The organism is Luteimonas sp. A611, from assembly GCF_054072715.1.
Genome location: NZ_JBSVRP010000003.1, coordinates 240,123 through 263,254, shown reverse-complemented (window position 1 = coordinate 263,254; position 23,132 = coordinate 240,123). Strand labels below are relative to the sequence as shown.

The window sequence follows — 23,132 nt, the reverse complement described above, 5'->3', positions numbered from 1 at the left end:
CGTGCCCGCGGCTATCAGCGTGCCGGGCAGCTTCGATGGACACAGTTGCCAGCGCGCCGCGCCGCCTACTGCGCCGGCATGCCCAAGGCTTCATCGCGTGCCACGCACCCGCGCCTGCCGCACGCGCTCGGCCACGCCGGCCCAGAACACCAACCCGTGCAGCAATGCCAGGCACAGTGCCAGCAGCGTCCAGGCGACGTCGAGATTCAGATAGACATTCGCGGCCCGGTTGAGCCACGCCCAGTCCGTGCGGCGCATCGCCAGCGTGCCCTCGCCGAACAGGCGGTGCACGGCCTGCCCGGTCGATGGCGACTGCCAGTCCCCAAGCGGCAACAGCATCCCGGCGATGTCCAGCACCACCCACGCCCCGACCGCCAGCGCCAGCGCGCCCCCCAGCCACGGCAGCACGTCGCCGACCCAGCGCGTGCGCGGCCACAGCTGCAGCGCGCCGAGTCCCCAGGCCAGACCGATCAGCAGCGACGCGAACAGCAGGGCCATCGAACCGGGCTCCATGGCAAGGCGGGACCAACAGCATGGCGAGGCCAAGGGCGAGGCGCCATGAGCGCGCTGCTGCTGAAGTGGTCCATCGCCCGGATCTGCGACGTATCAGCCCGGGTGATCGCGGGCAGGCACATCGCCACCCGCCAAGCAGGGCATAAATGCGCTACAGTGGGAGCAGATATAGTCTCAGCCGGAGTCGATCATGAGCGAGCCCATCCCCAAGCAAGCGCCGAGGCCAGCCCCCAAGCGGGCCGGGACCACCATCGGGCAAGGCAAGAAGGCGGCGTTTTCGGTGCGCGATGCGGCGTCGGCGAAGAGCGCGAAGCAGCGCCCGCCAGTCAAAGCGTTCCGCACTCTGCTTCGCACGGCGCCGCTGACCGAACGTATCCGGATCGAGCGCGAAGGCGTCCCATCCAAGGTCGTCAAAGCGCTCATCGACCAGATCGGCGTAAGCAGCACCGATTTCCAGGTCTACGTCGGAATCCCCAAAGCGACATTCACCAAGAAGATGCGCGAGCAACAGCAGTTCGCTGGTGCAACCGGGCAATCGGTGGTCGGCTTCATGGACCTGCTCAACCGCGTCGAAGACATGCTCGCAGCCGAGCAGGACAACCCCGAAGCGGCAGATTTCGACGTGGAGAAGTGGGTGGGCGGCTGGATCCAGCGGCCTCAACCCGCGTTGGGCGGCATGACCCCGGCCGAGCTGATGGACACCCCGTCCGGCCGGGAATCGGTGATGCGGGTCCTGGGGGCGATCCAAAGCGGCGCCTATCAGTGAAGCTGGCGCGCATCGCGTCCACCGGCCCCACCTGGCGGCCGGATGACATGACGGGGGCGGGTGCCGCGCACTCGCCCGGCCGTTGGAACAAACCCGGCGAGATGGTGATCTACGCGGCACCCACCCTCGCGATGGCCACACTCGAGACCGCTGCGCACATTGATGACAGTGGCCTGCCACTCAACAAGTACGTTATCGAGATCGAGGTGCCGGATGGTGTCTGGCTCAAGCGCCTGGCACTCACTGCAGACGATCTTCCTGCCGGCTGGGACGCCATCCCGCACGGGATCGTCTCGGTCGACGCTGGTTCGGCCTGGTACACGGCGAACCGCCACGCGATCATCGAGCTGCCGTCGGTCATCGTACCCGAGGAGCCGATCGTCATGATCAATGCGCGACATCCCGACTCGCAGCAGATCACGGCGCGCGCGACCAGACGATTCCAGTACAACCTTCTTTTCCGCGGCAATCGTTAGGAAGAACGAGGCGATGAGCAGACACCCATTCCGATACCGCGCGCTGGCCTTGGCACTGGCGTTGCTGCCGGGCCTTGGTCATGCCTGCGGCGATGCCCCGACGCTGACCGGGACACTGTCGGTCCCGCAGTGCGATCCCGCTAACGAAGATGACGCATGCGTGCCGGGCGCGCAGGCGGTGTTCGAGGCGCTCGAGGCGCTGGACATCCCCGATGTCTTCACTGTCGGGCTGCAGACCAGTCCGTGGCGCATGTACGACGCCGAGGGACGGATCCTGACCGTGGAGGAACTCGCTGCTGCGATCCGCGCCGCGCGCCCGGACAGCGACCGGCGCGTGCACCTGGTGGGATCGTGGACGGCGGCGCGGAGACGCTGGCGCGCAGGCTGTCTGCGGCGCTGGATGGCCTTCCGGTTGACGGCAGCGACGGCTTCCTCTGGCTGACGCCTGCCGGCGGAATGCGGACCACGCACCAGGCCGCTTCAATCTGGAAGACCGGGCCCTACACCGTGGCCAAGGGCGAGGACGTGATGATGGCGCTGGTGCCTGGCGCGCTCGGGCAGTTCGGGGCTCAGTTCGCAGCCATGGGCATGGTTGAGGGCCTGGTGCAAGCGGGCATCAGCCATGACGTCCTGCTGCTGTGTCCGGCGGAGGCGCTGCGCTGGTTCGAACGCGCGGCCACGATGGGCAGCGCCACTGGCGCCTACAACGCCGGGCTCATGCACGTGGAGAACGGCGACCACGCTGCAGCGATCTCGTGGCTGGAGATGGCCGCGGAACTGGGAGAGGGCAAGGCGACGCAAGCGCTGGAGCGCCTGCGTCTGCAGGCGCGTTGAGGGCCGCGATCCGGCGGCACGCGCGGGGCACCCGCTCCGGGGCGCATGTCATCGATCGACGCTGGCGCGACGTCACCCGCCGGCGGATCACACGTCGGCAGGCCGCACGTCGATTCCCAGCGCGGGGGCGAGCACCCGCATCGCCTCATCGTCGCTGGACAGAGTCATCCATCCCGCGCGCGACTCGGTTCCGGTCTCCCAGGTCCACAGCGTGTAGCCGTCGAGGCGCAGCTGGTCGTACGCGGTCTCGAGAATCCCGTCGGTCGACACGCGCGCCAGGAAGGACTCGTCCGTCGGGTCCTCCACGCCCCAGTCGATGCTGAGGTTGAAGCGCGCGGCAAGCTCGACGATGCAGTCGATCAGGGCGCCGGTCTCGGTCTCTTCGATGTAGAAGCCGGACTTCCAGTCGATCACGTCCTTGAGCAGCCACACCGCGTCGATGTCCTCGGCGTCGCCGCCGTCGAGCGCCTCCTGGAACGCGCCGAACTGCTGCAGCGCCGCGTCCTCGTCGCCGGGGTTGATGATCAGCAGCAGTTGCCAGACCAGCGCCTCGGCGCTGGCGTCTTCGTCGATCTCGGCGCGTTCGGCGTCGCCCGTGTAGTTGTCGTCCGGATCGAATTCATGGTCGGGGAGGGTCATTGTGTGCGTATCCGCTGTGGTCTGTGGTGATGAAAAGTCTGTCGGATCCGGCAGGAGCCGGGTCTCGCAGCGCGCATGCTAATGCCTGCGCGCCACGCTTACCCAACCCGCAGCAATCGCAACCCGAACCAGTCCCGCGCATCGTTCCATCCGTCCACCACCCGCAGCCCGGCTTCGGCGGCCAGCGAGGCGATGCGCGCGTCGGTGTACTTCTGGCTCTGCTCCACGTGCATCTGCTCGCCAACCACGAAGTGGAAGCGGTGGCCTTCGACGGTCACCACCTGGTCGCGCAGGCTCATCAGCGTGGTGACGATACGGCCTTCGTCGGCCACATAGCGGGCGCGGTGCGCAAAGGCGTCGAGGTCGAAGTCGCTGCCCACGTCGCGGTTGAGGCGGCGCAGCAGGTTGAGGGTGAACTCGGCGGTGATGCCGGCGGCGTCGTTGTAGGCGGCCTCGACGATGGCCGGGTCCTTCTCCAGGTCCAGGCCCAGCAGGGCGGCGCCGCCTTCGCCCATGGTGGCGCGCATCGCGGACAGTAGGCGCACCGATTCGTCGCGGGTGAAGTTGCCCAGGGTCGAGCCGGGGAAGAACACCAGCGCCGAGTCGGCCGGGCGCGCGGGCGTGGGCAAGGGCACGGGCCGGGTGAAGTCGGCCAGCACCGGCAGCACCTCGACGTCGCCGAACTCGCGGTCCAGGCGCCCGGCGCTGGCGGTGAGCGCGCTGCGCGAGATGTCGATGGGCGTGTAGGCCACCGGGTCGTCGAGCGCGTCGAGCAGCAGGCGGGTCTTGCGGCCGCTGCCGCTGCCCGGTTCCACCACGTGCACGCGCGGGCCTACGGCGGCGGCGATGTCGGCGCCGCGGTCGGACAGCAGGGCCAGCTCGACGCGGGTGAGGTAGTACTCGGGCTGGCGGGTGATGGCCTCGAACAGCTCCGAGCCGCGCTGGTCGTAGAAGTACTTCGACGGCAGGCGCTTGGGCGCGAGCGCAAGCCCGCGCAGCACGTCGCCGGCGATGTCGTCGGTGCTGGGATGCAGGTCGGTGAGTTCGGGGCTGTTCAATCGAGGTCCCTGGCCAGGCGCAGCCCGGAGAACTGCCAGCGCGCGTGCGGCGGGAAGAAGTTGCGGTAGCTGGCGCGCGCGTGGCCACGCGGGGTGGCGCAGCTGCCGCCGCGCAGGACCAGCTGGCCGCTCATGAACTTGCCGTTGTACTCGCCCAGGGTGCCGGAAAGCGGACGGAAGCCCGGATAGGGCGCGTAGGCGCTGGAGGTCCATTCCCAGACGTTGCCGAACAGGTCCTGCGGCGCGTCGGCTGCGGCGGCTGCGGGGCGGCGCGCGACCGGATGCAGCGGCGCGGCGCCGTCGGCGAAGTTGCCATCGACGGCGCACGCGGCCGCGGCCGCTTCCCATTCGGTTTCGGTGGGCAAGCGTGCGCCAGCCCAGCGCGCATAGGCGTCGGCTTCGTAGTGGCTGAGGTGGCAGACGGGCGCGTGCGGCTCGCGCTCGCGCCAGCCGGCGAGGGTGAACTCGCGCGCGCCGTCCTCGTGCCAGTACAGGGGGCGGCGCCAGCGTTCGCGTTCGAGCCGGTCCCAGCCATCGCTGAGCCACAGGGTGGGCGTGGTGTAGCCGCCGTCGGCGATGAAGGCGGCGTAGTCGGCGTTGGACACGGGTCGCTGCGCGATCGCGTGCGCGGGCAGCAGCACGCGGTGGCGCGGGGTCTCGTTGTCGTAGGCGAAGCCGGCGCCGGCGTCGGGCCAGCGTGGCGCGCCGATCTCGATGATGGCTTCGTCGCAGCGCAGCCAGTGCGTTGACGCATCCGCGGTCGCGGTCGGGCCGTGGCTGATCGGCAGATCGCCGCGGTAGGCGGGCGCCAACGGGTTGCACCACAGCGCGTGCTTGATATCGGTCAACAGCAGCTCCTGGTGCTGCTGCTCGTGGTGCAGACCCATCAGCAGCACCTGGCGCTGCGCCGGGGCGAACCGCGCGTCATCGATGCTGCGCAGCACGCGCGCATCCACCTGCTCGCGCCAGGCCAGTACCCCGTCCAGCGACGGGCGCGAGAGCAGGCCGCGCTGCGTGCGTGGACGCCGTTCGCCGGCGCCGACGTAGTAGCTGTTGAACAACACGTCCCAGCCGTCGGGAATGATTGACTGGTCTTCAAGCACGAAGCGCGCGAAGAACCAGGTGGTGTGCGCCAGGTGCCACTTGGCCGGGCTGGCGTCGGGCATGGACTGCAGCTGCGCGTCCTCCGCGCTCAGGGGCGCGGCCAGCGCGCGCGTGCGATCGCGGACCTCCGCATACAGGGCGCGCAGGCCCGGCATGGCGTCGGCCATGGTCGTCGCGGGCGCGCTGCTGGCCTGTGGGATCGGCATGGCCCGGAGCCTAGCACCGGCGGGTTTACGTCCAGGTGGAGGCGCCGGGAGAGTCGTCGATACTGCGCGCCCGTTCGCGGCTGAAGCCGCTCCTACAGCAGTGCCAGGCCGACCGGCTTCACGGCTGCGGTCGCTCGTCGGTTCACCTCGCCGGGCTTCCGCACAAAAAAGGCCCCGGCATTGCCGGGGCCCAGAGCGTGCCGCGTCATGCCGCGGTGCGCGTCAGCTGGCGTTCTTCAGCGCCATCTTGCGGTTGCGCATGATGTCGTGACACTCGACCACGCGCGGCATGTACTTCTGCGCGGCGGCCTTGGCCGCGGCCGGCGTGTCGCTGTCCTTGACGGTGTCCTGGAACGCGTGCATCAGGCGGTCCTCGAGTTCCTCGAGTTCGGCGACGTAGGCGTAGTCGGTATTGCCCATCGCGGCGCGTGCCTTGGCGTACACCTGCCGCATCGAGCCCACCATCGTGCCGTGGTCGGCCGGGTCGCCGCCGACCGCGGCCACGTCTGCGGTCAGGCCCGCGACGATGTCGCGCTTGTGCCCGGCCATCTGCTGGAACAGGGCGGCGAGTTCGGCGTTGTCGACCTTGCCGGCGGCCTCGGTATAGAAGTCGCTGCCGTCGCGCGCAATCTCGATCAGGTCGTTGAGGCTGTGCTGGATCTTCTTGTCGGTGTTCATCGGCTGTCTCCTGGAAAGTGGGACCTACTTTCCATGTGTCGCGATGAAGCGAGCGTGCAATCTGAACGTGGCTGCCATTTCGCGTTCACGTCGTACATCCCCGCTCGGCTTCACGTGGTCGTGCGCACACCGCTGCGAACGTCGGCAGCCCAAGTGAGGGCAAAGGCCGTGAAGCGCTACAAGTCGGCGGACGAGTCCGGAGTGGCCGCCTACGAGTGCGGGCCGGGCTGGATCATCATCCGCTTCCACCGCGGCGGTACCTACCGCTACGACGATCGCCACCCCGGGGCGCTGCAGGTGATGGAGATGCAGCGCCTGGCCGATTCCGGGGAGGGGCTGAACACCTATATCAACCAGCACGTCCGTGACGATTACGCGGAGCGGCTGGACTGAACGCGCGCAGTGGACCGGACCCACGCAGTTGGACAGGACGCTCAACGGCCCGGCCACGCTGGCGCAACGGGTGCGCAGCCGGACGGGGCGGAGGCGGGAGGGAGTCCCGGTCATCGGCGTTGCTGCGTTGGCGCGCGTGCAGCGGAAGCAACAGCGCACCGGCTTTGCTCCCTCCCCCGCCTGCGGGGGAGGGTTGGGGTGGGGGCAGGCCGAAGCCCCGTAGCCCGGGCCACCGCAGCGCCCCCGGGCAGAATGGTTGCCTGCCTGGCCTCAGCCCGCCAGCAACCGGTTCATCCGCTGCACGAATGCCGCCGGATCCGCCAGCGGTGCACCCGCGGCCAGCTGCGCCTGCTCCAGCAGCAGGTTGGCCATATCTCCCGCGCGCGCGTCGTCGTGTTCGCCCAGCAGCCTGCGCACCAGCGCGTGCTGCGGGTTGATCTCCAGCGTCGGCTTCTGCTCGGGCACGTCCTGGCCGGCCTCGCGCAGCAGGTGCGCCAGGTGCGGCGCCATCTCCCATTCCGACAGGGCCAGGCATGAAGGCGAATCGGTCAGCCGCGCCGACACGCGCACCGCGTCCACTTGGTCAGCAAGCAGCGACTTGATCCGCTCCAGCAGCGGCGCCGCGGCCTGCGTGGCTTCCTCCTGCTGGGCCTTTTCCGCCTCGTCCAGCGGCAGCTCGCCCTTTGCGATGTGCTTGAGCGGCTTGCCGTCGTACTCGCGCAGGTGGCCGAGCATCCACTCGTCGATGCGGTCCGACATCAGCAGCACTTCGATGTCGCGTGCGCGAAAGCCCTCCAGCTGCGGGCTGCCCACGGCGGCGCGATAGCCGTCCGCGGTGACGTACCAGATCGCGTCCTGGCCCTCGCCCATGCGCGCGACGTAATCGTCCAGCGACACGCTGCGCGCCTCGCCATCGCCCTTGGTCGAGGCGAACCGCAGCAGCTTGGCGATGCGCTCGCGGTTGCCGTGGTCCTCGACGATGCCTTCCTTGAGCGTATTGCCGAAGGCCTTGAGGAAGGCGGCGAACTTCTCGGGCTCGTCGCGCGCGAGCTTCTCGATCAGGTCCAGCACGCGCTTCACGCAGGCGCCCTTGATGCGCTCGAGCTGGCGATTGTGCTGCAGGATCTCGCGGCTGACGTTGAGCGGCAGGTCGTCGGCATCGACCACGCCGCGCACGAAGCGCAGGTAGTTGGGCAGCAGCTCCTCGGCGGCATCCATGATGAAGACGCGCTTGATGTAGAGCTTGAGCCCCTTGCGCTCGTCGCGCCCGCCCATCATCTGGTCGAAGGGCGCCTGCGAGGGGATGTAGAGCAGGGTGGTGAAGCTCTGGCTGCCTTCGACGCGGTTGTGCGACCAGGCCGCGGCGTCGTTGAAGTCGTGGCCGAGCGCCCGATAGAAGTTCTGGTATTCCTCGTCGCTGATCTCCGACTTCGGGCGCGTCCACAGCGCCGAGGCGTCATTGCACGTTTCCCAGCCGGGCGCGTCGTCGTTGTCCTCGCCCGACGCCTCTGGATCCTTGGGCATGCGGATCGGGAAGGCGACGTGGTCGGAATACTTGCGCACCAGCGAACGCAGCTTCCAGCCGTCGAGGAACTCGTCCTCGCCCTCCTTCAGATGCAGGGTGACGGTCGTGCCGCGCTGCGCGAGCGCCGCCGCTTCGAGCGTGTACTCGCCGCGGCCGTCGCTCTCCCAGCGCACGCCCGCCTCGGCCGGATCGCCGGCGCGGCGGGTAAGCACGGTGACGCGGTCGGCGACCACGAAGGCCGAGTAGAAGCCCACGCCGAACTGGCCGATCATGCGCGCGTCGGCCTTCTGTTCGCTGCCCATGGCCTCCAGGAAGCGGCGCGTCCCGGAGCTGGCGATGCTGCCGATGTTGGCCACCACCTCGTCGCGGCTCATGCCGATGCCGGTGTCGTGGATGGTGATCGTGCGCGCGTCCTTGTCCCAGCTCACGTCGATGCGCAGCTCGGCTTCGCCGGCCAGCAGGTCGGGCGTGGCGATGGACTCGAAGCGCAGCTTGTCGCAGGCGTCCGAAGCATTGGAGATCAGCTCGCGCAGGAAGATTTCCTTGTGCGAATACAGCGAGTGCGTCACCAGGTGCAGGACCTGGGCAACCTCGGCTTCGAACTTGCGCGTCTCAGTGGTGGTGTTCATGGAGGGCTCCCTCGCTTGGCCATGCAGGGGCGGGATATGCGTGCGATGGCGGCGAATTCAAGCGCAGGCTGGTCTCTTGTCGAACCGCGGGGAGGGGATTATCGTCCGCGCATGCCCCAGTCAACCGCCAGGCCCACTGTGCGCTGCAAGGCCAGGCTGCTGCGCCCGGCCACGCCGGCGAACGCCAGCTGGACCTTCCTGGTGCTGCCGGCGGCGGCAAGCGCGAAACTGCCTACGCGCAGCATGGTCAGCGTCGAGGGCGAGCTGGCCGGAGAACCGTTCCAGGCCACGCTGGAGCCCGACGGGCAGGGCAGCCATTGGCTAAAGGTCGAACGCGAGCTGCGCGAGGCGGCCGGCGTCGAGGCGGGCGACACGGTGCCGCTGGTACTCACGCCGGTGGCGCAGGAACCCGAACCAAAGCTGCCGCCGGACCTGCGCAAGGCGCTGGCCGGACACCCCGCCGCGCGCGCCACCTGGGACGACATCAGCGCGGTGGCGCGCCGCGACTGGATCCACTGGATCAGCTCGGGCAAGAAGGCCGAGACCCGGATCAAGCGCATCGCCACCGCCTGCGACAAGCTCGCCTCCGGCCAGCGCCGCGCCTGCTGCTTCGATCGTTCGGGCATGTACAGCAAGTCGATGGCGGCGCCGGTGGCGGCGGAGTAGCAGCCCACAACGCCCGCGTGTGCCGGTGGCAGGTTGCCGGTCGCCAGGCCGCCGGTCGCCAGGCCGCCGCATGCCATCGCCAACATCTCCTGTCATTTCGACCGCAGGGAGAAATCTCGGCAACGCATCGACCGGCAGCAGATTTCTCCCTGCGGTCGAAATGACAATTGACAGCAGCTTCTTCCCTGCGGTCGAAATGACAATCGGCAGCAGAATTCTCCCTGCGTCGAAATGACAGGGTCCTTGCCGCGGAGCCGGATCCCTTCCTGCGGTCGCAATGACAATGACCCCGCCGCCCGCTTGACGGCGCGTCGCCTGCAGCGGATGTTGTGCCGGCGCGGGACGCGCAGGGGGAAGGGGGATGCGTACATACGGGATGCTCCGGAAGGCCGCGGCCTTGCTGGTGCTGTGTTTCGCGAGCCTGGTCCAGGCCGCGCCGGTCATCGGCGAGCCGTCGCCGGTCGACCTGCTCGGCACGACCCCGGAAGGCGAGCAGATCCGCATCAGCGAGCATCGCGGCAAGGTGATGGTGGTGAGCTTCTGGGCGTCATGGTGCGGCTACTGCCGCAGGCAGTTCCCGCTGCTCGAGCATGTCCAGGACGCGGTCGGCCCCGCGCGGCTGCGCGTGGTGGTGGTGAACTACCAGGAGCCCGCGTCCGACTACCGCAGGATCCGTCGCACGCTGCGCAAATCGCCGGTGACCTGGACCCACGACAGCGATGGCGCGCTCTCCGACGTCTTTGGCGTGGACGGCGTGCCGTACATGCTCATCTTCGACAAGGCCGGTGATCTGGCCGCAGTGCGCGGCGGCTACTCGGAAGAGTCCGCGGCGCAGACGATCGCGATCCTCAACGAGCTGCTGGCCGAGCCCGATCCACGACCGGTGGCGCCGGCCGACGATGATGTCGTGGCGCCGCAGGCGTCGGCAGCCGGCGGCGCCTGAAGCCCGGCCGCAGTGGCCCTGGCCTGGTCGGTGCCGGTACGCGATACGCGCGTGCCGGACCTCATGTCGGTGCGGGCGAAGCGCGCAGCCGGGTTCGGTCAATCCAGCGCGAGCGCGACACGTCCCTCTGTTCCACCGTTCCCGTGCAAGCGGGAATCCATTTCCCCCGCACCTTCGGCGCCCTGGCGAGCTTGCGGCTGCGCACACGCCCCGCAACTCCTGTAGGAGCGGCTTCAGCCGCGAGCGATGCGGAGGCTTTCCGGTGTCCTGCTGTCGCGCGCTGGGCAAGTGGCGGCATAGGCATGGGCATCCACGATGCTGATCGACTGTTCGCGGCTGAAGCCGCTCCTACAGGCGGATCGCGCGGTGAACGTGGCCGAACGCGTGGCGGATGCAGGGTGGATGGGATTTGCGCGCGGGCCGCGCGCAGGCTGATCCGCGCGGCTGCACGCGACCCTGCGCGCTCAGGCCGTCGGCTGGCCGGTGTGCGGGGTGTGGATCAGCGGGCCGAGGTCGAAGCCCTGCTGGCGTGCGATGGCGCAGTAGTGGTTGCGCGTCACTTCGTCGAGCGCGGGCTCGCGCGCCAGCAGCCACAGGTACTTGCGGTCGGGGCTGCCGACCAGCGCGACGGTGTAGGCCGGATCAAGCGCGATGATCCAGTAGTCGCCCTTGGTGAAGGGAATCCAGCGCAGCCCTTCCGGCAGGAAGGTGACCTCCAGCTTGCTGGCGGTGTCGTCGACGGCCGTGGCGCGGCCCACCGCCTCCTCCACCTTGCCGTCGCGGCGCATCCGGTTGCGCACCTCCACCGAGCCATCCCCTTCGAGCGTGTAGGTCGCCGAAACGTCGGTGCCGTCTTCCGGTTCGTGGCGCATGGGCAGGCGCGCGATCTCGTACCAGGTGCCCATGTAGCGGGCGATGTCGACGCTGGCGACAGTGCGCAGTTCGGCTTGGTCGGCCATGGGGGATCCTTGTTGAGACGGTTGGCAGGCAGCGGCAGGTATAGGCCCGGGGCGGTGAAGCATCCGTCGCGCCGCCGATCGGGCACGCGCCGAGCGGGTTCAGTCGCCCGCCGGTGACCGCGCTGCTTCGGCGCCTGCAGCGGTTTCGGCCGCTTCCGCGGCAGCAAGCTCGTCCAGCCCTGCCTCGGCGCCGGGTGATGTTGTATCCGAGGCGTCCGGTCCCGGCGCACCGGACGGCTGCGGTACCGCGCGATCCTCGCGCGACAGGTCGGCGCGCAGGCGCGGCAGCGCCTGCGGATGACAGCGCTCGAGGTAGGCGATCATGCGCTCGCGCACCACGCAGCGCAGGTCGAACAGCTCGCCCGAGTTGCCTGCGCTGACCAGCAGGCGCACCTGGATGGTGTGCTCGCTGGTTTCGGTGACCTGGGCCACGCACACGCGGCCGTCCCAGCGCGCGTCGTCCTCGCAGATGCGCTGCAGCTCGGCGCGTACGTCCGCCATCGGCGTGCGGTAATCCAGCCACAGGAAGGCGGTGCCCAGCAGCTGCGCGCTGGTGCGCGTCCAGTTCTGGAACGGGTTCTCGATGAACCACTGCAGTGGCACCACCAGGCGGCGTTCGTCCCAGACCCGCACCACCACGTAGGTGCTGGTGATCTCCTCGATGCGGCCCCACTCGCCTTCCACGATCACCACGTCGTCGAGCCGGATCGGCTGTGCCAGCGCGATCTGCAGGCCGGCGATGAGGTTGCCGAACACCGGTTTGGCGGCGATGCCGGCAACCAGGCCGATGATGCCGGCCGAGGCCAGCAGGGTGGCGCCGATCTGCCGGATCGCCGGGAACGTCATCAGCGCCAGCGCCACGCCGACCAGGATGATCGCGCCCTGGATCACGCGTGCGATCACCCGCGTCTGCGTCTGGATGCGGCGCGCGGCGAGGTTGTCCTCGATGTCGACCGGGTGTTCGCGCAGGATCCGCGCCTGCAGTGCATCGACCGCGCGCACCGCAAGCCAGACCGCGCACAGCAGCACGCCGATGCCGAGCCAGTGCTGCAGCCCCGCGATGGCCTCGCCCGGCAGCGGCGTGTACCGGATCGCGATCGCCAGGAACAGCAGCGGCAACGCAACAGCCGCGGGCACGACGATCACCCGTACCACGCGCGCGAATGTGTGCGTATCGACGTGCCTGCGCGCGCGCCGCGCGATGCCAAGCAGCACCAGGCGCACCACCAGGCCCAGCAGCAGCGCCACCAGCAGTGGCCACACAACCGCGATGGCCAATTGCCAGTCGGACATCATCACTCCTCCAGTCACGGCAATCGCGCAGGCTCGCACACGTGCCGTATACAAGGCGTCGAACGCGCGTCGTTCGCATTGCGCGCCGCGCTGCGCTAGCGTGACGCACCGTCACGAGGAGACAGACGCCATGCGCAGCGTCATGCACCACGACTTTGGCGATCCGGCCCAGGTCCTCGTCGCGAACGACAGTCCCGTGCCCGAGCCCGGACCCGGCGAGGTGCGCGTGCGCATGCGCCTGGCGCCGATCCACAACCACGACCTGATCACCGTCCGCGGCCAGTACGGCTGGAAGCCGGAGCTGCCTGCCATCGGCGGCAGCGAAGGATTCGGCGTGGTCGATGCGCTGGGAGAAGGTGTCGACGGCATCGCGGTCGGCCAGCGCGTGACCGCCGCCTCCGGCCACGGGACGTGGGCGGAGTATTTCGTGGCCTCCTCGCGCATGCTGGTGCCGATCCCCGATGCGATCGAAGACGAACTGGCCGCGCAGCTGGTGGCGATGCCGCTCAGTGCGCTGATGCTGCTCGAGTTCCTGGTCGTGGAGCCCGGCCAGTGGATCGTGCAGAACGCGGCCAACGGCGCGGTCGGCAAGACGCTGGCGATGCTGGGGGCCGCGCGCGGCGTCCACGTGTTGAGCCTGGTGCGGCGCGAAACCGGCGTCGAGGAGATGGCCTCGCTGGGCATCGACAACGTGGTGTGCACCGCAAGCGGGGATTGGCGTGACGCGGCAAGGGCGCTGCTGGGCAAGGGCCGCGCGCGTGCGGCGGTGGATTCGATCGGTGGCCAGGCCAGCGCCGAACTGGTTGCGCTGCTTGGCGACGAGGGCGTGCTGGTGTCGTTCGGCTCGATGGGCGGCGAGCCGATGGTCATTCCATCCGGCGACATGATCTTTCGCCACCTCGTGGTCAAGGGCTTCTGGGGCAGCAAGACCAGCCGCGAGATGCCCGCCGCGCACAAGCGGGCGCTGCTGGCCGAACTGGTGCAGCGCGCGGCCAGCGGCGAACTGCGCCTGCCCGTGGACGGCATCTACGGGCTGGGGCAGGCCGCCGAAGCCGCTGCCGCAAGCCAGCGCCCGGGTCGGGCCGGCAAGGTGTTGTTGCGCGGTTGAGTCGCGCGATGCCCGCCTATCCGGCGGTCACCGTTTCGAGAATGCGCTTGCCGGTGGCGATGTTCTCGGCCTGTTCTGCCGCTTCCGCGCCCGCCGCATGCACGCTGCCGCAGCGCGCCGCCATCAGCGGGCAGTGTTCGGACATGTAGTCGATCTCGAGGTTGAGCCGCTCGAGCAGGAAATCGACGAAGGCGCGCACCTTGGGTGACTGGCCGTGCCCGCGCGGGAACACCGCGTTGAACTCGTAGTCGCCGCCGGTCCAGCCGGCCAGCACGCGCTTGACCGCACCGTGCTCGACCGCCGGCTTGACCATGACGTCGGCGCCGATGATCAGGCCTTCGCCGCACAGCAGCGCGCCCTTGAGCGCGGCCGGGTCGTTGACCACCAGGATCGGGTTGATCGGGAACTGCTGGCGGCCGTTGCCGTCGTCCAGCGTCCACGCATAGCCCTGGCCGTGGCGATGCTTGGGCATCGCCAGCGTGCGGTGGTACTGCAGCTCGTCCGGATGCAGCGGCTCGCCGTAGCGCTCGATGTAGGCGTTGCCGGCGTAGACCTGCGTGTGCAGCGTGCCGAGCCGGCGCGCGACGAAGCTCGAATCGGGCAGTGGGCCGAGCCGCAGCGCGACGTCGATCTCGCCGGCGATCATGTCCAGCGGTTCGTTCGACAGGATCATCTCCACGCGCACTTCCGGATGGCGCATGTGGAACTCGCCCAGCAGCGGCGCGATCTTGTCGATCCCGATGGAGTACGGCGCGGTGAACCGCAGCCATCCGCGCGGGCCAGCCTGCAGCTGGTTGACCGCGCTCTCGGCCTCGTTGAGGTCGCGCGCGATCCGCTGCGAGTGCTCGAAGTACACGTTGCCGGCCTCGGTCAGCCCCAGCTTGCGCGTGGTGCGATGGAGCAGCTGCGCGCCCAGGCGCGATTCAAGCTCCTGCACCTTGCGGCTGACCGTGGTCTTGGGAAGACGCAGCGATTTCGCCGCACCCACGAAACTGCCGTGCTCGACCACCTTGACGAAGATCAGGGTGTCGTTGAGATCGTGCGTCATTGCCGTCTCCTGCGTTACATCGGTTGATTGGCCCACCTGCTGGACAATTATTCCCTTAATTGCGGACTAATCAAGTCCTGATTCGAAGCGCAGGATGTGCGCCATCCCCGCTGATGGACCGCCGCCATGCACGCCGCGCCGCGCCGCCACCTGTCCCACGCCAGCCTCCTGATGCTGCTGGCCGTCGACCTGCTCGCATTGAGCTCTCTTGTTATCGATCAATGGCTTGCGATTGGTCGTGGCTGGAGTTGGGTGCTCGGTGCAGCGCTCACCCTGGTCCTGCTGCCGGCCCTGCTGGGGCTGGTCGACCGGGTGTTCGTGGCGGCCCGTACGGCCAGGAATATCCCGATCGCGGGAGGAACATTCCCGTGAGCGGGATAATCGATTCCGGGACAATGGCCCGCGCCCTGGTCGTGCTGGGCGCCGGCGGTACCGTTGGTGCCGGCGTGGTCGAGGCGGCGCTGGATTCGGGCCGCGCCGTGGTCGCGGTCGGCATGGACGAAGGCGCGCGCCACGCGTTGCTGGCTGGCCGGGCGCAGGCGCGGCTCATCGCGATCGACGCGGCCATCGGCAGCGATGCCGATGCCGCCGTGCTTGCGCTGCGGTTGCGCGCGCTGCATATCCGGATCGACGGGGTGATCGCCAGCCTCGCCGGCGTGCATCCCTGCGGCCGGCTGATGGACGAGCCGGCCGAGGTGCTGCAGCGCACGCTCGACCAGGACCTGCTGCCGCACCTGTTCGCCGCCCGCCACCTGCTGCCGCTGCTGGCTGACGACAGCGCCGGCTACGTGCTGGTCGGCGGGCCCGGCGGGCGCTATCCCTGGGCCGGCTACGGCCACTGTTCGATCGCGGCCGCCGCGCTGCGGATGATGGCGCGCGTGCTGCACGACGAAGCCGGGCGCCAGGGACAGCGCGTACAGCTGCTGTCGATGGACGCGCCGCTCGGCGCGAAGGCCGCGACCGAAGCCGTTGCACTCGGGCATCGCGCGCTGGCCATGCTCGAGGCCGCGCGCCGCAGCTGCCCCGCGCCGATCGTCGACTACGCCGCGTCGCCTGCCTCCGGCGTCATCGCCAGCGCAGCGGCATCCACTGCATCGTCGCCGGCAAGACGCCAGCGCGCGCATGCGGCCAGTCCCGCCGACGTGCTGCCCGCACGCGACCTGCGCGCCGCGCGCGCACTGCTCGGCGCCATTGAATTCCCCACGTCTCCAGGAAGCTTCCACGATGAACACCGCTGATCGCCACATGATCGCCGCCGCCCGCCGCCTGCACGGCATGCGCCTGGTCCCCGTCCTGCTTGCCGCCGCGCTTGCCGTGGCCTGCAGCAGCAACGCCTCGCCCGGCGACGGCGCGCCGCCCGCGCCCGAGGTCAGCGTCGCCCAGGTCATCGCCAGGCCGGTGCAGCAATGGGACGACTTCACCGGCCGCCTCAGCGCGGTGGAGACCGTCGAATTGCGCCCGCGCGTGAGCGGCTACGTGCATCGCGTGGCCTACGACGAAGGGCAGGTGCTGGGCAAGGGCGACCTGCTGTTCGAGATCGATCCGCGCCCCTACCGCGCCGCGCTCGATCGCGCCCAGGCCGAGCTGGAGCGGGCGCGCAGCGAAGCCAAGCTGGCCAGCGCGCAGAACGTGCGCGCACAGGCGCTGGTGGAGGCGCGTGCGATCTCGCGGGAAGAGTTCGAGACGCGCAATGCCGCCACCGCCCAGGGCAATGCGTCGGTGCGTGCCGCCGAGGCCGCGGTCGCCGCGGCGCAGCTGGACCTGCAGTTCACCCAGGTGCGATCGCCGATCGACGGCCGCGCCGGTCGCGCGATGGTGACGGTCGGCAACCTCGCCCAGGCCGACGCCACCCTGTTGACCACGGTGGTCTCGCACGATCCGGTGCACGTGTACTTCGAGGCCGACGAGCAGACCTGGCTGCGCTACAGCCGCGCGGCGCGCGACGGTGAGCGCGCCGGTTCGGACAGTGCGGTCCGCGTCGGCCTGGCCGGCGAGGATGGCTATCCGCATGCGGGCACGGTCGACTTCGTCGACAACCGCGTCGATCCGGCCACCGGCACGATCCGCGCGCGCGCGGTGCTGCGCAATCCCGACGGGCTGTTTACGCCCGGGATGTTTGCGCGCGTCCAGCTCGAGGGCGGCGCCAGGTTCGACGCGCTGCTGGTCGACGACAAGGCGGTGATGACCGACCAGGACCGCAAGTACGTCTACGTGCTGGGCGAGGGCGACACCGCGCAGCGCCGCGACGTGGTGCTCGGTCGCGTGGTCGACGGCCTGCGCGTGGTGCAGTCGGGCCTGGAGCCGGAAGACAAAGTGATCGTCAACGGCCTGCAGAAGGTGTTCATGCCGGGCATGCCGGTGGCAGCGACGCAGGTGGCGATGGAGGCGCCGAAGGCGGCCGCCGAAAGCGTGGCAAGCACCCGCTAGTCACTGCTTTTCACTCCCTCCTCCGCGCAGCGGGGGGTGAGGGAAGCCTGCTTGCACGGCATGCCGTGCAGGCTGCCCGAACGACCGGCGCGCTGCGCCGGACCGGACGGACCGGGGTGGGGGTGCTCTGCGCTTCAACGAAAGGCAAAAGCGCCCCCCTCCCAACCTCCCCCGTCCGCTGTGCGGACAGAGGGAGGAGCAGACGCTACTGCGCATGCAGTACCCCGTTCCCCGGGCCGTTCCCCTCGGCCCGTCCGGCTGGCGGTCTTCCCGATCCCCTCCCCAGGGAAGGCCGCCGGACCGGTTTTTCCAACCAAGGCCGCGCTCCGCGCGGCGGTCGCGGCCCCGCCGCAAGGACACGCCCCATGGACTTCTCCAGATTCTTCATCGATCGCCCGATCTTCGCCGCCGTGCTGTCGATCGTGATCTTCGCCGCTGGCCTGATCGCGATCCCGCTGCTGCCGATCGGCGAGTACCCCGAAGTGGTGCCGCCCTCGGTGGTGGTGCGCACGGTCTATCCCGGCGCCAACCCCAAGGTGATCGCCGAAACGGTGGCCACGCCGCTGGAGGAAGCCATCACTGGCGTCGAGGACATGATGTACGTGAAGTCCGTCGCCGGCTCCGACGGCGTGCTGCAGCTCACCGTCACCTTCAAGCCCGGCACCGATCCGGACGAGGCCACGGTCAAGGTGCAGAACCGCGTCTCGCAGGCGCTGGCGCGGCTGCCCGAAGACGTGCGCCGCCAGGGCGTGACCACGCAGAAGCAGTCGCCGGTGTTCCTGATGGTGGTGCACCTGACATCGGAGGATGGCCGCTACGACTCGCTGTACCTGCGCAACTACATGCGCCTGCACGTGCGCGACGAACTCTCGCGCATCGACGGTGTCGGCGACGCGCAGCTGTTCGGCGGCGGCGACTACGCGATGCGGCTGTGGCTGGATCCGGACAAGGTCGCCTCGCGCGGACTCACCGCCGGCGACGTGCTGCGCGCGGTGCGCGAGCAGAACGTGCAGGTCTCGGCCGGCCAGCTTGGCGCCGAGCCGATGGCCAACGGCAGTGATTTCCTGCTGCCGATCAATGCCCGCGGCCGTCTGGAAAGCGTCGAGGAATTCGGCGACATCGTGCTGGAGGCCGGCGCCGGCGGCGAGATCGTGCGCCTGCGCGACGTCGCCCGCATCGAGCTGGCCGCCGGCGACTACACCCTGCGCGCGCGCCTGGACGGCAAGAACGCCGCGGCGATCGGCATCTTCCAGGCACCGGGCGCGAACGCGCTGGAGATCCGCGATTCGGTGGTGGCGAAGATGGACGAGCTGCGTCCGAGCCTGCCGCCGGGCGTGGAGATCCAGTCGATCTACGACACAACGGTGTTCGTGCGCGATTCGATCCGGTCGGTGATCACCACCCTGCTCGAGGCCACCGCGCTGGTGGTGCTGGTGGTGATCCTGTTCCTGCAGACCTGGCGTGCCTCGATCATCCCGCTGCTGGCGGTGCCGGTGTCCATCGTGGGCACGTTCGCGGTGCTGCACCTGCTGGGCTATTCGATCAACACGCTGACCCTGTTCGGGCTGGTGCTGGCGATCGGCATCGTGGTCGACGACGCGATCGTGGTGGTGGAGAACGTCGAACGGCACATCGAACTCGGAGCGACGCCGCTTGAAGCCGCGCACCTGGCGATGAAAGAGGTGTCCGGGCCGATTATCGCCATCGCCCTGGTGCTGTGCGCGGTATTCGTGCCGATGGCCTTCCTGGACGGCGTGACCGGCCAGTTCTACAAGCAGTTCGCGGTCACCATCGCGATCTCGACCGTGATCTCGGCGATCAACTCGCTGACGCTCTCCCCGGCGCTGGCGGCCAAACTGCTCAAGCCGCATGGCGCCGAAAAGGATGCGCCCTCGCGCGTGATCGACCGACTGTTCGGCTGGATCTTCCGTCCCTTCAACCGCTTCTTCAACCGCAGCTCGCAGCGCTACGAGAGCTCGGTGGCGCGTGCGCTGGGGCGGCGCGGCGCGGTGTTCGTGGTCTACCTGGTGCTGCTGGCGGGCGCGGCGCTGATGTTCAAGGTGGTGCCGGCAGGCTTCATTCCGGTGCAGGACAAGCTGTATCTGATCGCCGGGGTCAAGATGCCGGAGGGCGCCTCGATCGAGCGCACCGATACGGTGATGAAGAAGATGGCGCAGATCGCCATGGAGATCGACGGCATCGAGCACGAGATCGCGTTCCCGGGCCTCAACCCGCTGCAGTTCACCAACACCCCCAACAACGGCGTGGTGTTCTTCACCCTGGCGCCGTTCTCCGAGCGCTCGCGCAGCGCCGAGGAGATTTCCGCCGAGCTCAACCAGAAGCTTGGCGCGATCCAGGAAGGCTTCACCTTCGCCTTCATGCCGCCGCCGATCCAGGGGCTGGGCAACGGATCGGGCTGGTCGCTGTTCGTCGAGGACCGCACCCGGTTGGGATACGGCGCGCTGCAGGACGCGGTGCAGGCCTTCCAGGGCGCGGCCGCGCAGACGCCGGGGCTGGGCTATCCGATCACCAGCTACCAGGCCAACGTGCCGCAGCTCGATGCGGAGGTCGACCGGGTCAAGGCCAAGGCCCAGGGCGTGCCGCTGACCGAGCTGTTCGACACCCTGCAGACCTACCTCGGCTCGGCCTACGTCAACGACTTCAACATGTTCGGCCGCACCTGGCAGGTGATCGCGCAGGCCGACGGGCAATTCCGCGACCAGGTCGAGGACATCGGCAACCTGCGCACGCGCAATGCCGCCGGCGACATGGTGCCGATCGGCGCGATGGTGAGCGTGCACCAGACCTATGGCCCCGATCCTGTGATCCGCTTCAACGGCTATCCCGCCGCCGACCTGATGGGCGAGGCCGACCCCCGCGTGCTGTCCTCGGGCGAGGCGATGGCCAGGGTGACCGAACTGGCGCAGCAGGCGCTGCCGACCGGGATGGACATCGGCTGGAGCGACCTGAGCTACCAGCAGGCCAGCCAGGGCGGCGCGGCGCTGGTGGTGTTCCCGCTGGCGGTGCTGCTGGCCTTCCTGGTGCTCGCCGCGCTGTACGAAAGCTGGACCCTGCCGCTGGCGGTGATCCTGATCGTGCCGATGACCATCCTGTCCGCACTGTTCGGCGTGTGGCTGGCCGGCGGCGACAACAACGTCTTCGTGCAGGTCGGCCTGGTGGTGCTGATGGGGCTGGCGTGCAAGAACGCGATCCTGATCGTCGAGTTCGCCCGCGAGCTGGAGATGCAGGGCAAGGGCATCGTCGAATCCGCCCTGGAAGCCAGCCGCCTGCGCCTGCGCCCGATCGTGATGACCTCGGTGGCCTTCATCGCCGGCACGGTGCCGCTGGTGCTGTCCAGCGGCGCGGGCGCGGAGGTGCGTTCGATCACCGGCGTCACGGTGTTCGCAGGCATGCTCGGCGTCACCATCTTCGGCCTGTTCCTGACGCCGGTGTTCTATGTCGCCCTGCGCAAGCTGGCCAACAAGCCGCTGGTCTCGCATGCGCCAGCGCACGCCGCGCCGATGGCTGCGCGGATCGACGCATGAGCCATTGATGTCCGGATCCGGTGCGCCATGCGCGGGCCGGGTCCAACACTGATACGACGCCGCGGCCCCCCGCGGCCTGCCATTCCCCAAGCCAAGGACAACACAGATGAACACCACTTCCCGCATCGCCCTGGTCACCGGCGCCACCCGCGGCATCGGCCTGGAGACCGTGCGCCAGCTTGCCCAGTCCGGCGTGCACACCCTGCTGGCCGGCCGCAATCGCGAGCGGGCCGTCGAAGCCGCATTGGCCCTGCAGTCGCAGGGCCTGCCGGTGGAGGCGATCGCGCTTGACGTCAGCGACGAAGCCAGCATCGCGGCGGCCGTGGCCGAGGTGGAGCGCCGGCACGGCCGGCTCGACATCCTGGTCAACAACGCCGGCATCGCGCTCGACGACTGGGACAAGTCGCCGTCGCAGCAGTCGCTCGGGGTGTGGCGCGAAACCTTCGAGACCAACCTGTTCGGCCTGGTCGCGGTCACCCTGGCCTTCCTGCCGCTGTTGCAGCAATCGCCGGCGGCGCGGATCGTCAACGTATCCAGCGTGCTGGGTTCGGTTGCGCTGCAGTCCGATCCGGAGTCGGTGTACTACGCCATCAAGGTGCCGGCCTACAGCGTGTCCAAGACCGCCGTGAACGCATGGACGGCCCAGCTCGCGCACGAACTGCGCGACAGCCGCATCAAGGTCAATGCGATCCATCCGGGCAACGTGAAGACCGAGATGAACCCGGGTGCGGAACTGGATGTCACCGAAGGTGCGAAGAGCAGCGTGCAGATGGCACTGCTGGCTGCGGATGGTCCGAGCGGCACCTTCAGCCATCTCGGGGAGACGCTGCCATGGTAAGGCGCCTCGTCATGGGCACGCTGGCTGCCGCGCTGCTTTCTGCATGCGCGGTTGGACCGGACCACGTGCGGCCGCATGTGGTCGTACCCGAACGTTTCGGCGCCGGCGACCTCGCCGCGGACAGCCCCGCCACCGCGCCGGCTGCGCTGACCGCCTTCGACGATGCCTTCCTGCAGGGCCTGGGCGATCCGCTGCTGGCGCAACTGGTGGACGAGGCGCTGCACGCCAACCACGACCTGCGCATCACGCTGGCGCGCCTGGACCGCGCCAACGCCCTGCTGCGCAGGACCCGCTTCGATGCCCTGCCCACCATCACCGCCCAGGGCGAGGCGGCCGACGTGCGCAGCAGCGCCGACCAGGCGCCGGGCGTGCCGCGCGCCGCGCGCGACGGCGAGCAGTGGAATGCCGGCATCGCCGCGGGCTGGGAGCTGGACCTGTTCGGCCGCGTGCGCCGCGGCATCGAGGCCGGGAGCGCCGAAGCCAGCGCCAGCGCGGCCGACCTGCGCGCGCTGCAGGTGGCCGTCGCCGGCGAGGTCGCGCGCACCTGGGTCGAGCTGCGCGGCACCCAGGAGCGGCTGCGCGTCGCCCGCGCCAATCGCGACAACCAGCAGCGCACCTTCGACCTGGTGCAGGCGCGGCTGGACGCCGGCGCCGGCACCGACTTCGATACCGCCAGGGCCAGCGCCCAGCTGGAAACCACCGCGGCCCGGATCCCGGCGCTGGAAGCGCAGGCGCAGGTGGCGATGCACCGGCTGGCGGTGCTGAGCGGACGCGACCCGGGGGCGCTCGTGGCCATCCTCGCGCCGCCGCGGCCGCTGCCGACCCTGCCGCCGCGCATCGATGCCGGTGCCCCCGGCGAACTGCTGCGCGTGCGCCCCGACGTGGCCGCCGCCGAGGCGCGCCTGCACGCCGCCACCGCGCGCATCGGCGTGGCGACCGCCGACCTGTTCCCGCGCTTCACCCTGGGCGGGCTGATCGGCAGCCAGGCAATCGACGGCAGTGCGCTGTTCGAACGCGACAGCGAAACGCGCATCGTCGCGCTGGGCATCGACTGGTCGTTCCTCGACATCGGCCGCGTGCGTGCGCGCATTGCCGCGGCCAATGCCGAGGCCGAGGGCGAACTCGCGCGCTACCAGCAATCGGTGCTGCTGGCGCTGGAGGACACCGAGAACGCACTGGTGCGCCACGCCCGCGCGCGCAGCGAGGACGCGCACCTGGAGCGCGCCGCGATCGACGCCGCGCAGGCCGCGCAGCTGGCCCGGGTGCGCTTCGAGGCCGGTGCGTCCGGCCTGCTCGAAGTGCTCGATGCCGAACGCGTGCAGCTGCAGGCGCAGGATGCCTTCGCCGATGGCCGCACCCGCAGTGCAAGCAGCGCGGTGGCGCTGTATCGCGCGCTGGCCGGAGGCTGGCCGCAGGTGGTGCCCGAGCGCGAGCGCATTGCCGGGCGGCGCTGAGCGCCGGGCTATGGCCTGGTCGCCGGGTCG

At 69.6% G+C, this 23,132-nt stretch carries 23 protein-coding genes; 14 read left to right on the top strand and 9 right to left on the bottom strand.

Annotated elements, in window-relative coordinates; genetic code table 11:
* Positions 1–90: 90 nt before the first annotated feature.
* Positions 91–498 (bottom strand): hypothetical protein, encoded by a 408-nt coding sequence (locus ACW5EG_RS14390; protein WP_457019120.1) that lies wholly within the window; start codon positions 496–498, stop codon positions 91–93.
* 205 nt (positions 499–703) lie between these two features.
* On the opposite strand from ACW5EG_RS14390, the gene ACW5EG_RS14385 reads away from it, so the two are divergent.
* The 4 genes from ACW5EG_RS14385 to ACW5EG_RS14370 are packed head-to-tail and all read left to right on the top strand — an operon-like array spanning position 704 to position 2,589.
* Positions 704–1,279, top strand: a complete 576-nt coding sequence (locus tag ACW5EG_RS14385) for an antitoxin Xre/MbcA/ParS toxin-binding domain-containing protein (protein ID WP_457022023.1) — start codon at positions 704–706, stop codon at positions 1,277–1,279.
* On the top strand, positions 1,276–1,755 hold the full coding sequence (locus tag ACW5EG_RS14380) for an RES family NAD+ phosphorylase (protein WP_457022022.1): 480 nt from the start codon (positions 1,276–1,278) through the stop codon (positions 1,753–1,755). The genes ACW5EG_RS14385 and ACW5EG_RS14380 overlap by 4 nt, the downstream gene beginning before the upstream one ends.
* A gap of 13 nt (positions 1,756–1,768) precedes the next feature.
* Positions 1,769–2,197 carry a hypothetical protein gene (locus tag ACW5EG_RS14375; RefSeq protein ID WP_457019117.1) on the top strand — a complete coding sequence of 143 codons (429 nt, stop codon included), beginning with the start codon at positions 1,769–1,771 and terminating at the stop codon, positions 2,195–2,197.
* Positions 2,198–2,211: 14 nt separating this feature from the next.
* The gene (locus ACW5EG_RS14370) at positions 2,212–2,589 is read left to right on the top strand and encodes a hypothetical protein (protein ID WP_457019116.1); all 378 of its coding nucleotides are present in this window, start codon (positions 2,212–2,214) and stop codon (positions 2,587–2,589) included.
* 87 nt (positions 2,590–2,676) lie between these two features.
* On the opposite strand, the gene ACW5EG_RS14365 is transcribed toward ACW5EG_RS14370, so the two are convergent.
* The 4 genes from ACW5EG_RS14365 to ACW5EG_RS14350 all read right to left on the bottom strand — a co-directional run bounded on the left by ACW5EG_RS14365 (position 2,677) and on the right by ACW5EG_RS14350 (position 6,274).
* Positions 2,677–3,228 carry a DUF6630 family protein gene (locus ACW5EG_RS14365; RefSeq protein WP_457022020.1) on the bottom strand — a complete coding sequence of 184 codons (552 nt, stop codon included), beginning with the start codon at positions 3,226–3,228 and terminating at the stop codon, positions 2,677–2,679.
* Positions 3,229–3,326: 98 nt separating this feature from the next.
* Positions 3,327–4,286, bottom strand: a complete 960-nt coding sequence (gene egtD / locus ACW5EG_RS14360) for an L-histidine N(alpha)-methyltransferase (protein WP_457022018.1) — start codon at positions 4,284–4,286, stop codon at positions 3,327–3,329.
* A complete protein-coding gene (gene egtB, locus ACW5EG_RS14355; RefSeq protein WP_457022016.1) occupies positions 4,283–5,596 on the bottom strand; it encodes an ergothioneine biosynthesis protein EgtB in 1,314 nt (437 codons plus the stop codon). The genes egtD and egtB overlap by 4 nt, the downstream gene beginning before the upstream one ends.
* Positions 5,597–5,818: 222 nt before the next feature.
* A complete protein-coding gene (locus tag ACW5EG_RS14350) occupies positions 5,819–6,274 on the bottom strand; it encodes a PA2169 family four-helix-bundle protein (protein WP_457019111.1) in 456 nt (151 codons plus the stop codon).
* Between the two features lie 153 nt (positions 6,275–6,427).
* Here ACW5EG_RS14350 and ACW5EG_RS14345 point away from each other — a divergent pair, with 153 nt between their 5' ends.
* Complete coding sequence (locus ACW5EG_RS14345) at positions 6,428–6,667, top strand: hypothetical protein (RefSeq protein WP_457022014.1); 240 nt, start codon at positions 6,428–6,430, stop codon at positions 6,665–6,667.
* Positions 6,668–6,937: 270 nt separating this feature from the next.
* Here ACW5EG_RS14345 and htpG read toward each other — a convergent pair whose 3' ends face one another.
* On the bottom strand, positions 6,938–8,821 hold the full coding sequence (gene htpG, locus ACW5EG_RS14340; RefSeq protein WP_457019108.1) for a molecular chaperone HtpG: 1,884 nt from the start codon (positions 8,819–8,821) through the stop codon (positions 6,938–6,940).
* 111 nt (positions 8,822–8,932) lie between these two features.
* On the opposite strand from htpG, the gene ACW5EG_RS14335 reads away from it, so the two are divergent.
* Complete coding sequence (locus ACW5EG_RS14335; RefSeq protein ID WP_457019106.1) at positions 8,933–9,487, top strand: YdeI/OmpD-associated family protein; 555 nt, start codon at positions 8,933–8,935, stop codon at positions 9,485–9,487.
* Positions 9,488–9,848: 361 nt separating this feature from the next.
* Positions 9,849–10,430, top strand: coding sequence for a TlpA family protein disulfide reductase (locus ACW5EG_RS14330; protein WP_457022012.1), 582 nt, complete (start codon positions 9,849–9,851; stop codon positions 10,428–10,430).
* 464 nt (positions 10,431–10,894) lie between these two features.
* On the opposite strand, the gene ACW5EG_RS14325 is transcribed toward ACW5EG_RS14330, so the two are convergent.
* Both ACW5EG_RS14325 and ACW5EG_RS14320 read right to left on the bottom strand, forming a co-directional pair.
* Complete coding sequence (locus ACW5EG_RS14325; protein WP_457019103.1) at positions 10,895–11,389, bottom strand: lipocalin family protein; 495 nt, start codon at positions 11,387–11,389, stop codon at positions 10,895–10,897.
* A 99-nt stretch (positions 11,390–11,488) separates the two neighbouring features.
* Positions 11,489–12,685, bottom strand: a complete 1,197-nt coding sequence (locus ACW5EG_RS14320) for a mechanosensitive ion channel family protein (RefSeq protein ID WP_457022010.1) — start codon at positions 12,683–12,685, stop codon at positions 11,489–11,491.
* 127 nt (positions 12,686–12,812) lie between these two features.
* Between ACW5EG_RS14320 and ACW5EG_RS14315 the strand changes: the two genes are divergently transcribed.
* Positions 12,813–13,790 carry a zinc-binding dehydrogenase gene (locus tag ACW5EG_RS14315; protein ID WP_457019100.1) on the top strand — a complete coding sequence of 326 codons (978 nt, stop codon included), beginning with the start codon at positions 12,813–12,815 and terminating at the stop codon, positions 13,788–13,790.
* A gap of 16 nt (positions 13,791–13,806) precedes the next feature.
* Here ACW5EG_RS14315 and ACW5EG_RS14310 read toward each other — a convergent pair whose 3' ends face one another.
* On the bottom strand, positions 13,807–14,838 hold the full coding sequence (locus ACW5EG_RS14310) for a LysR substrate-binding domain-containing protein (protein ID WP_457019099.1): 1,032 nt from the start codon (positions 14,836–14,838) through the stop codon (positions 13,807–13,809).
* Positions 14,839–14,964: 126 nt separating this feature from the next.
* Between ACW5EG_RS14310 and ACW5EG_RS14305 the strand changes: the two genes are divergently transcribed.
* The 6 genes from ACW5EG_RS14305 (at position 14,965) to ACW5EG_RS14280 (ending at position 23,102) form a co-directional block, all read left to right on the top strand.
* Complete coding sequence (locus ACW5EG_RS14305; protein WP_457019098.1) at positions 14,965–15,210, top strand: hypothetical protein; 246 nt, start codon at positions 14,965–14,967, stop codon at positions 15,208–15,210.
* Positions 15,211–15,233: 23 nt separating this feature from the next.
* A complete protein-coding gene (locus tag ACW5EG_RS14300; protein WP_457019097.1) occupies positions 15,234–16,076 on the top strand; it encodes an SDR family oxidoreductase in 843 nt (280 codons plus the stop codon).
* Positions 16,077–16,083: 7 nt separating this feature from the next.
* Positions 16,084–17,265 (top strand): efflux RND transporter periplasmic adaptor subunit, encoded by a 1,182-nt coding sequence (locus ACW5EG_RS14295; protein ID WP_457019265.1) that lies wholly within the window; start codon positions 16,084–16,086, stop codon positions 17,263–17,265.
* A gap of 365 nt (positions 17,266–17,630) precedes the next feature.
* Positions 17,631–20,810: an efflux RND transporter permease subunit gene (locus ACW5EG_RS14290; RefSeq protein ID WP_457019095.1), complete on the top strand. Its 3,180-nt coding sequence runs from the start codon at positions 17,631–17,633 to the stop codon at positions 20,808–20,810.
* A gap of 106 nt (positions 20,811–20,916) precedes the next feature.
* Complete coding sequence (locus tag ACW5EG_RS14285; RefSeq protein ID WP_457019094.1) at positions 20,917–21,648, top strand: SDR family oxidoreductase; 732 nt, start codon at positions 20,917–20,919, stop codon at positions 21,646–21,648.
* Positions 21,642–23,102, top strand: coding sequence for an efflux transporter outer membrane subunit (locus ACW5EG_RS14280; protein ID WP_457022008.1), 1,461 nt, complete (start codon positions 21,642–21,644; stop codon positions 23,100–23,102). Before ACW5EG_RS14285 ends, ACW5EG_RS14280 begins: the two co-directional genes overlap by 7 nt.
* Positions 23,103–23,132: the final 30 nt, after the last annotated feature.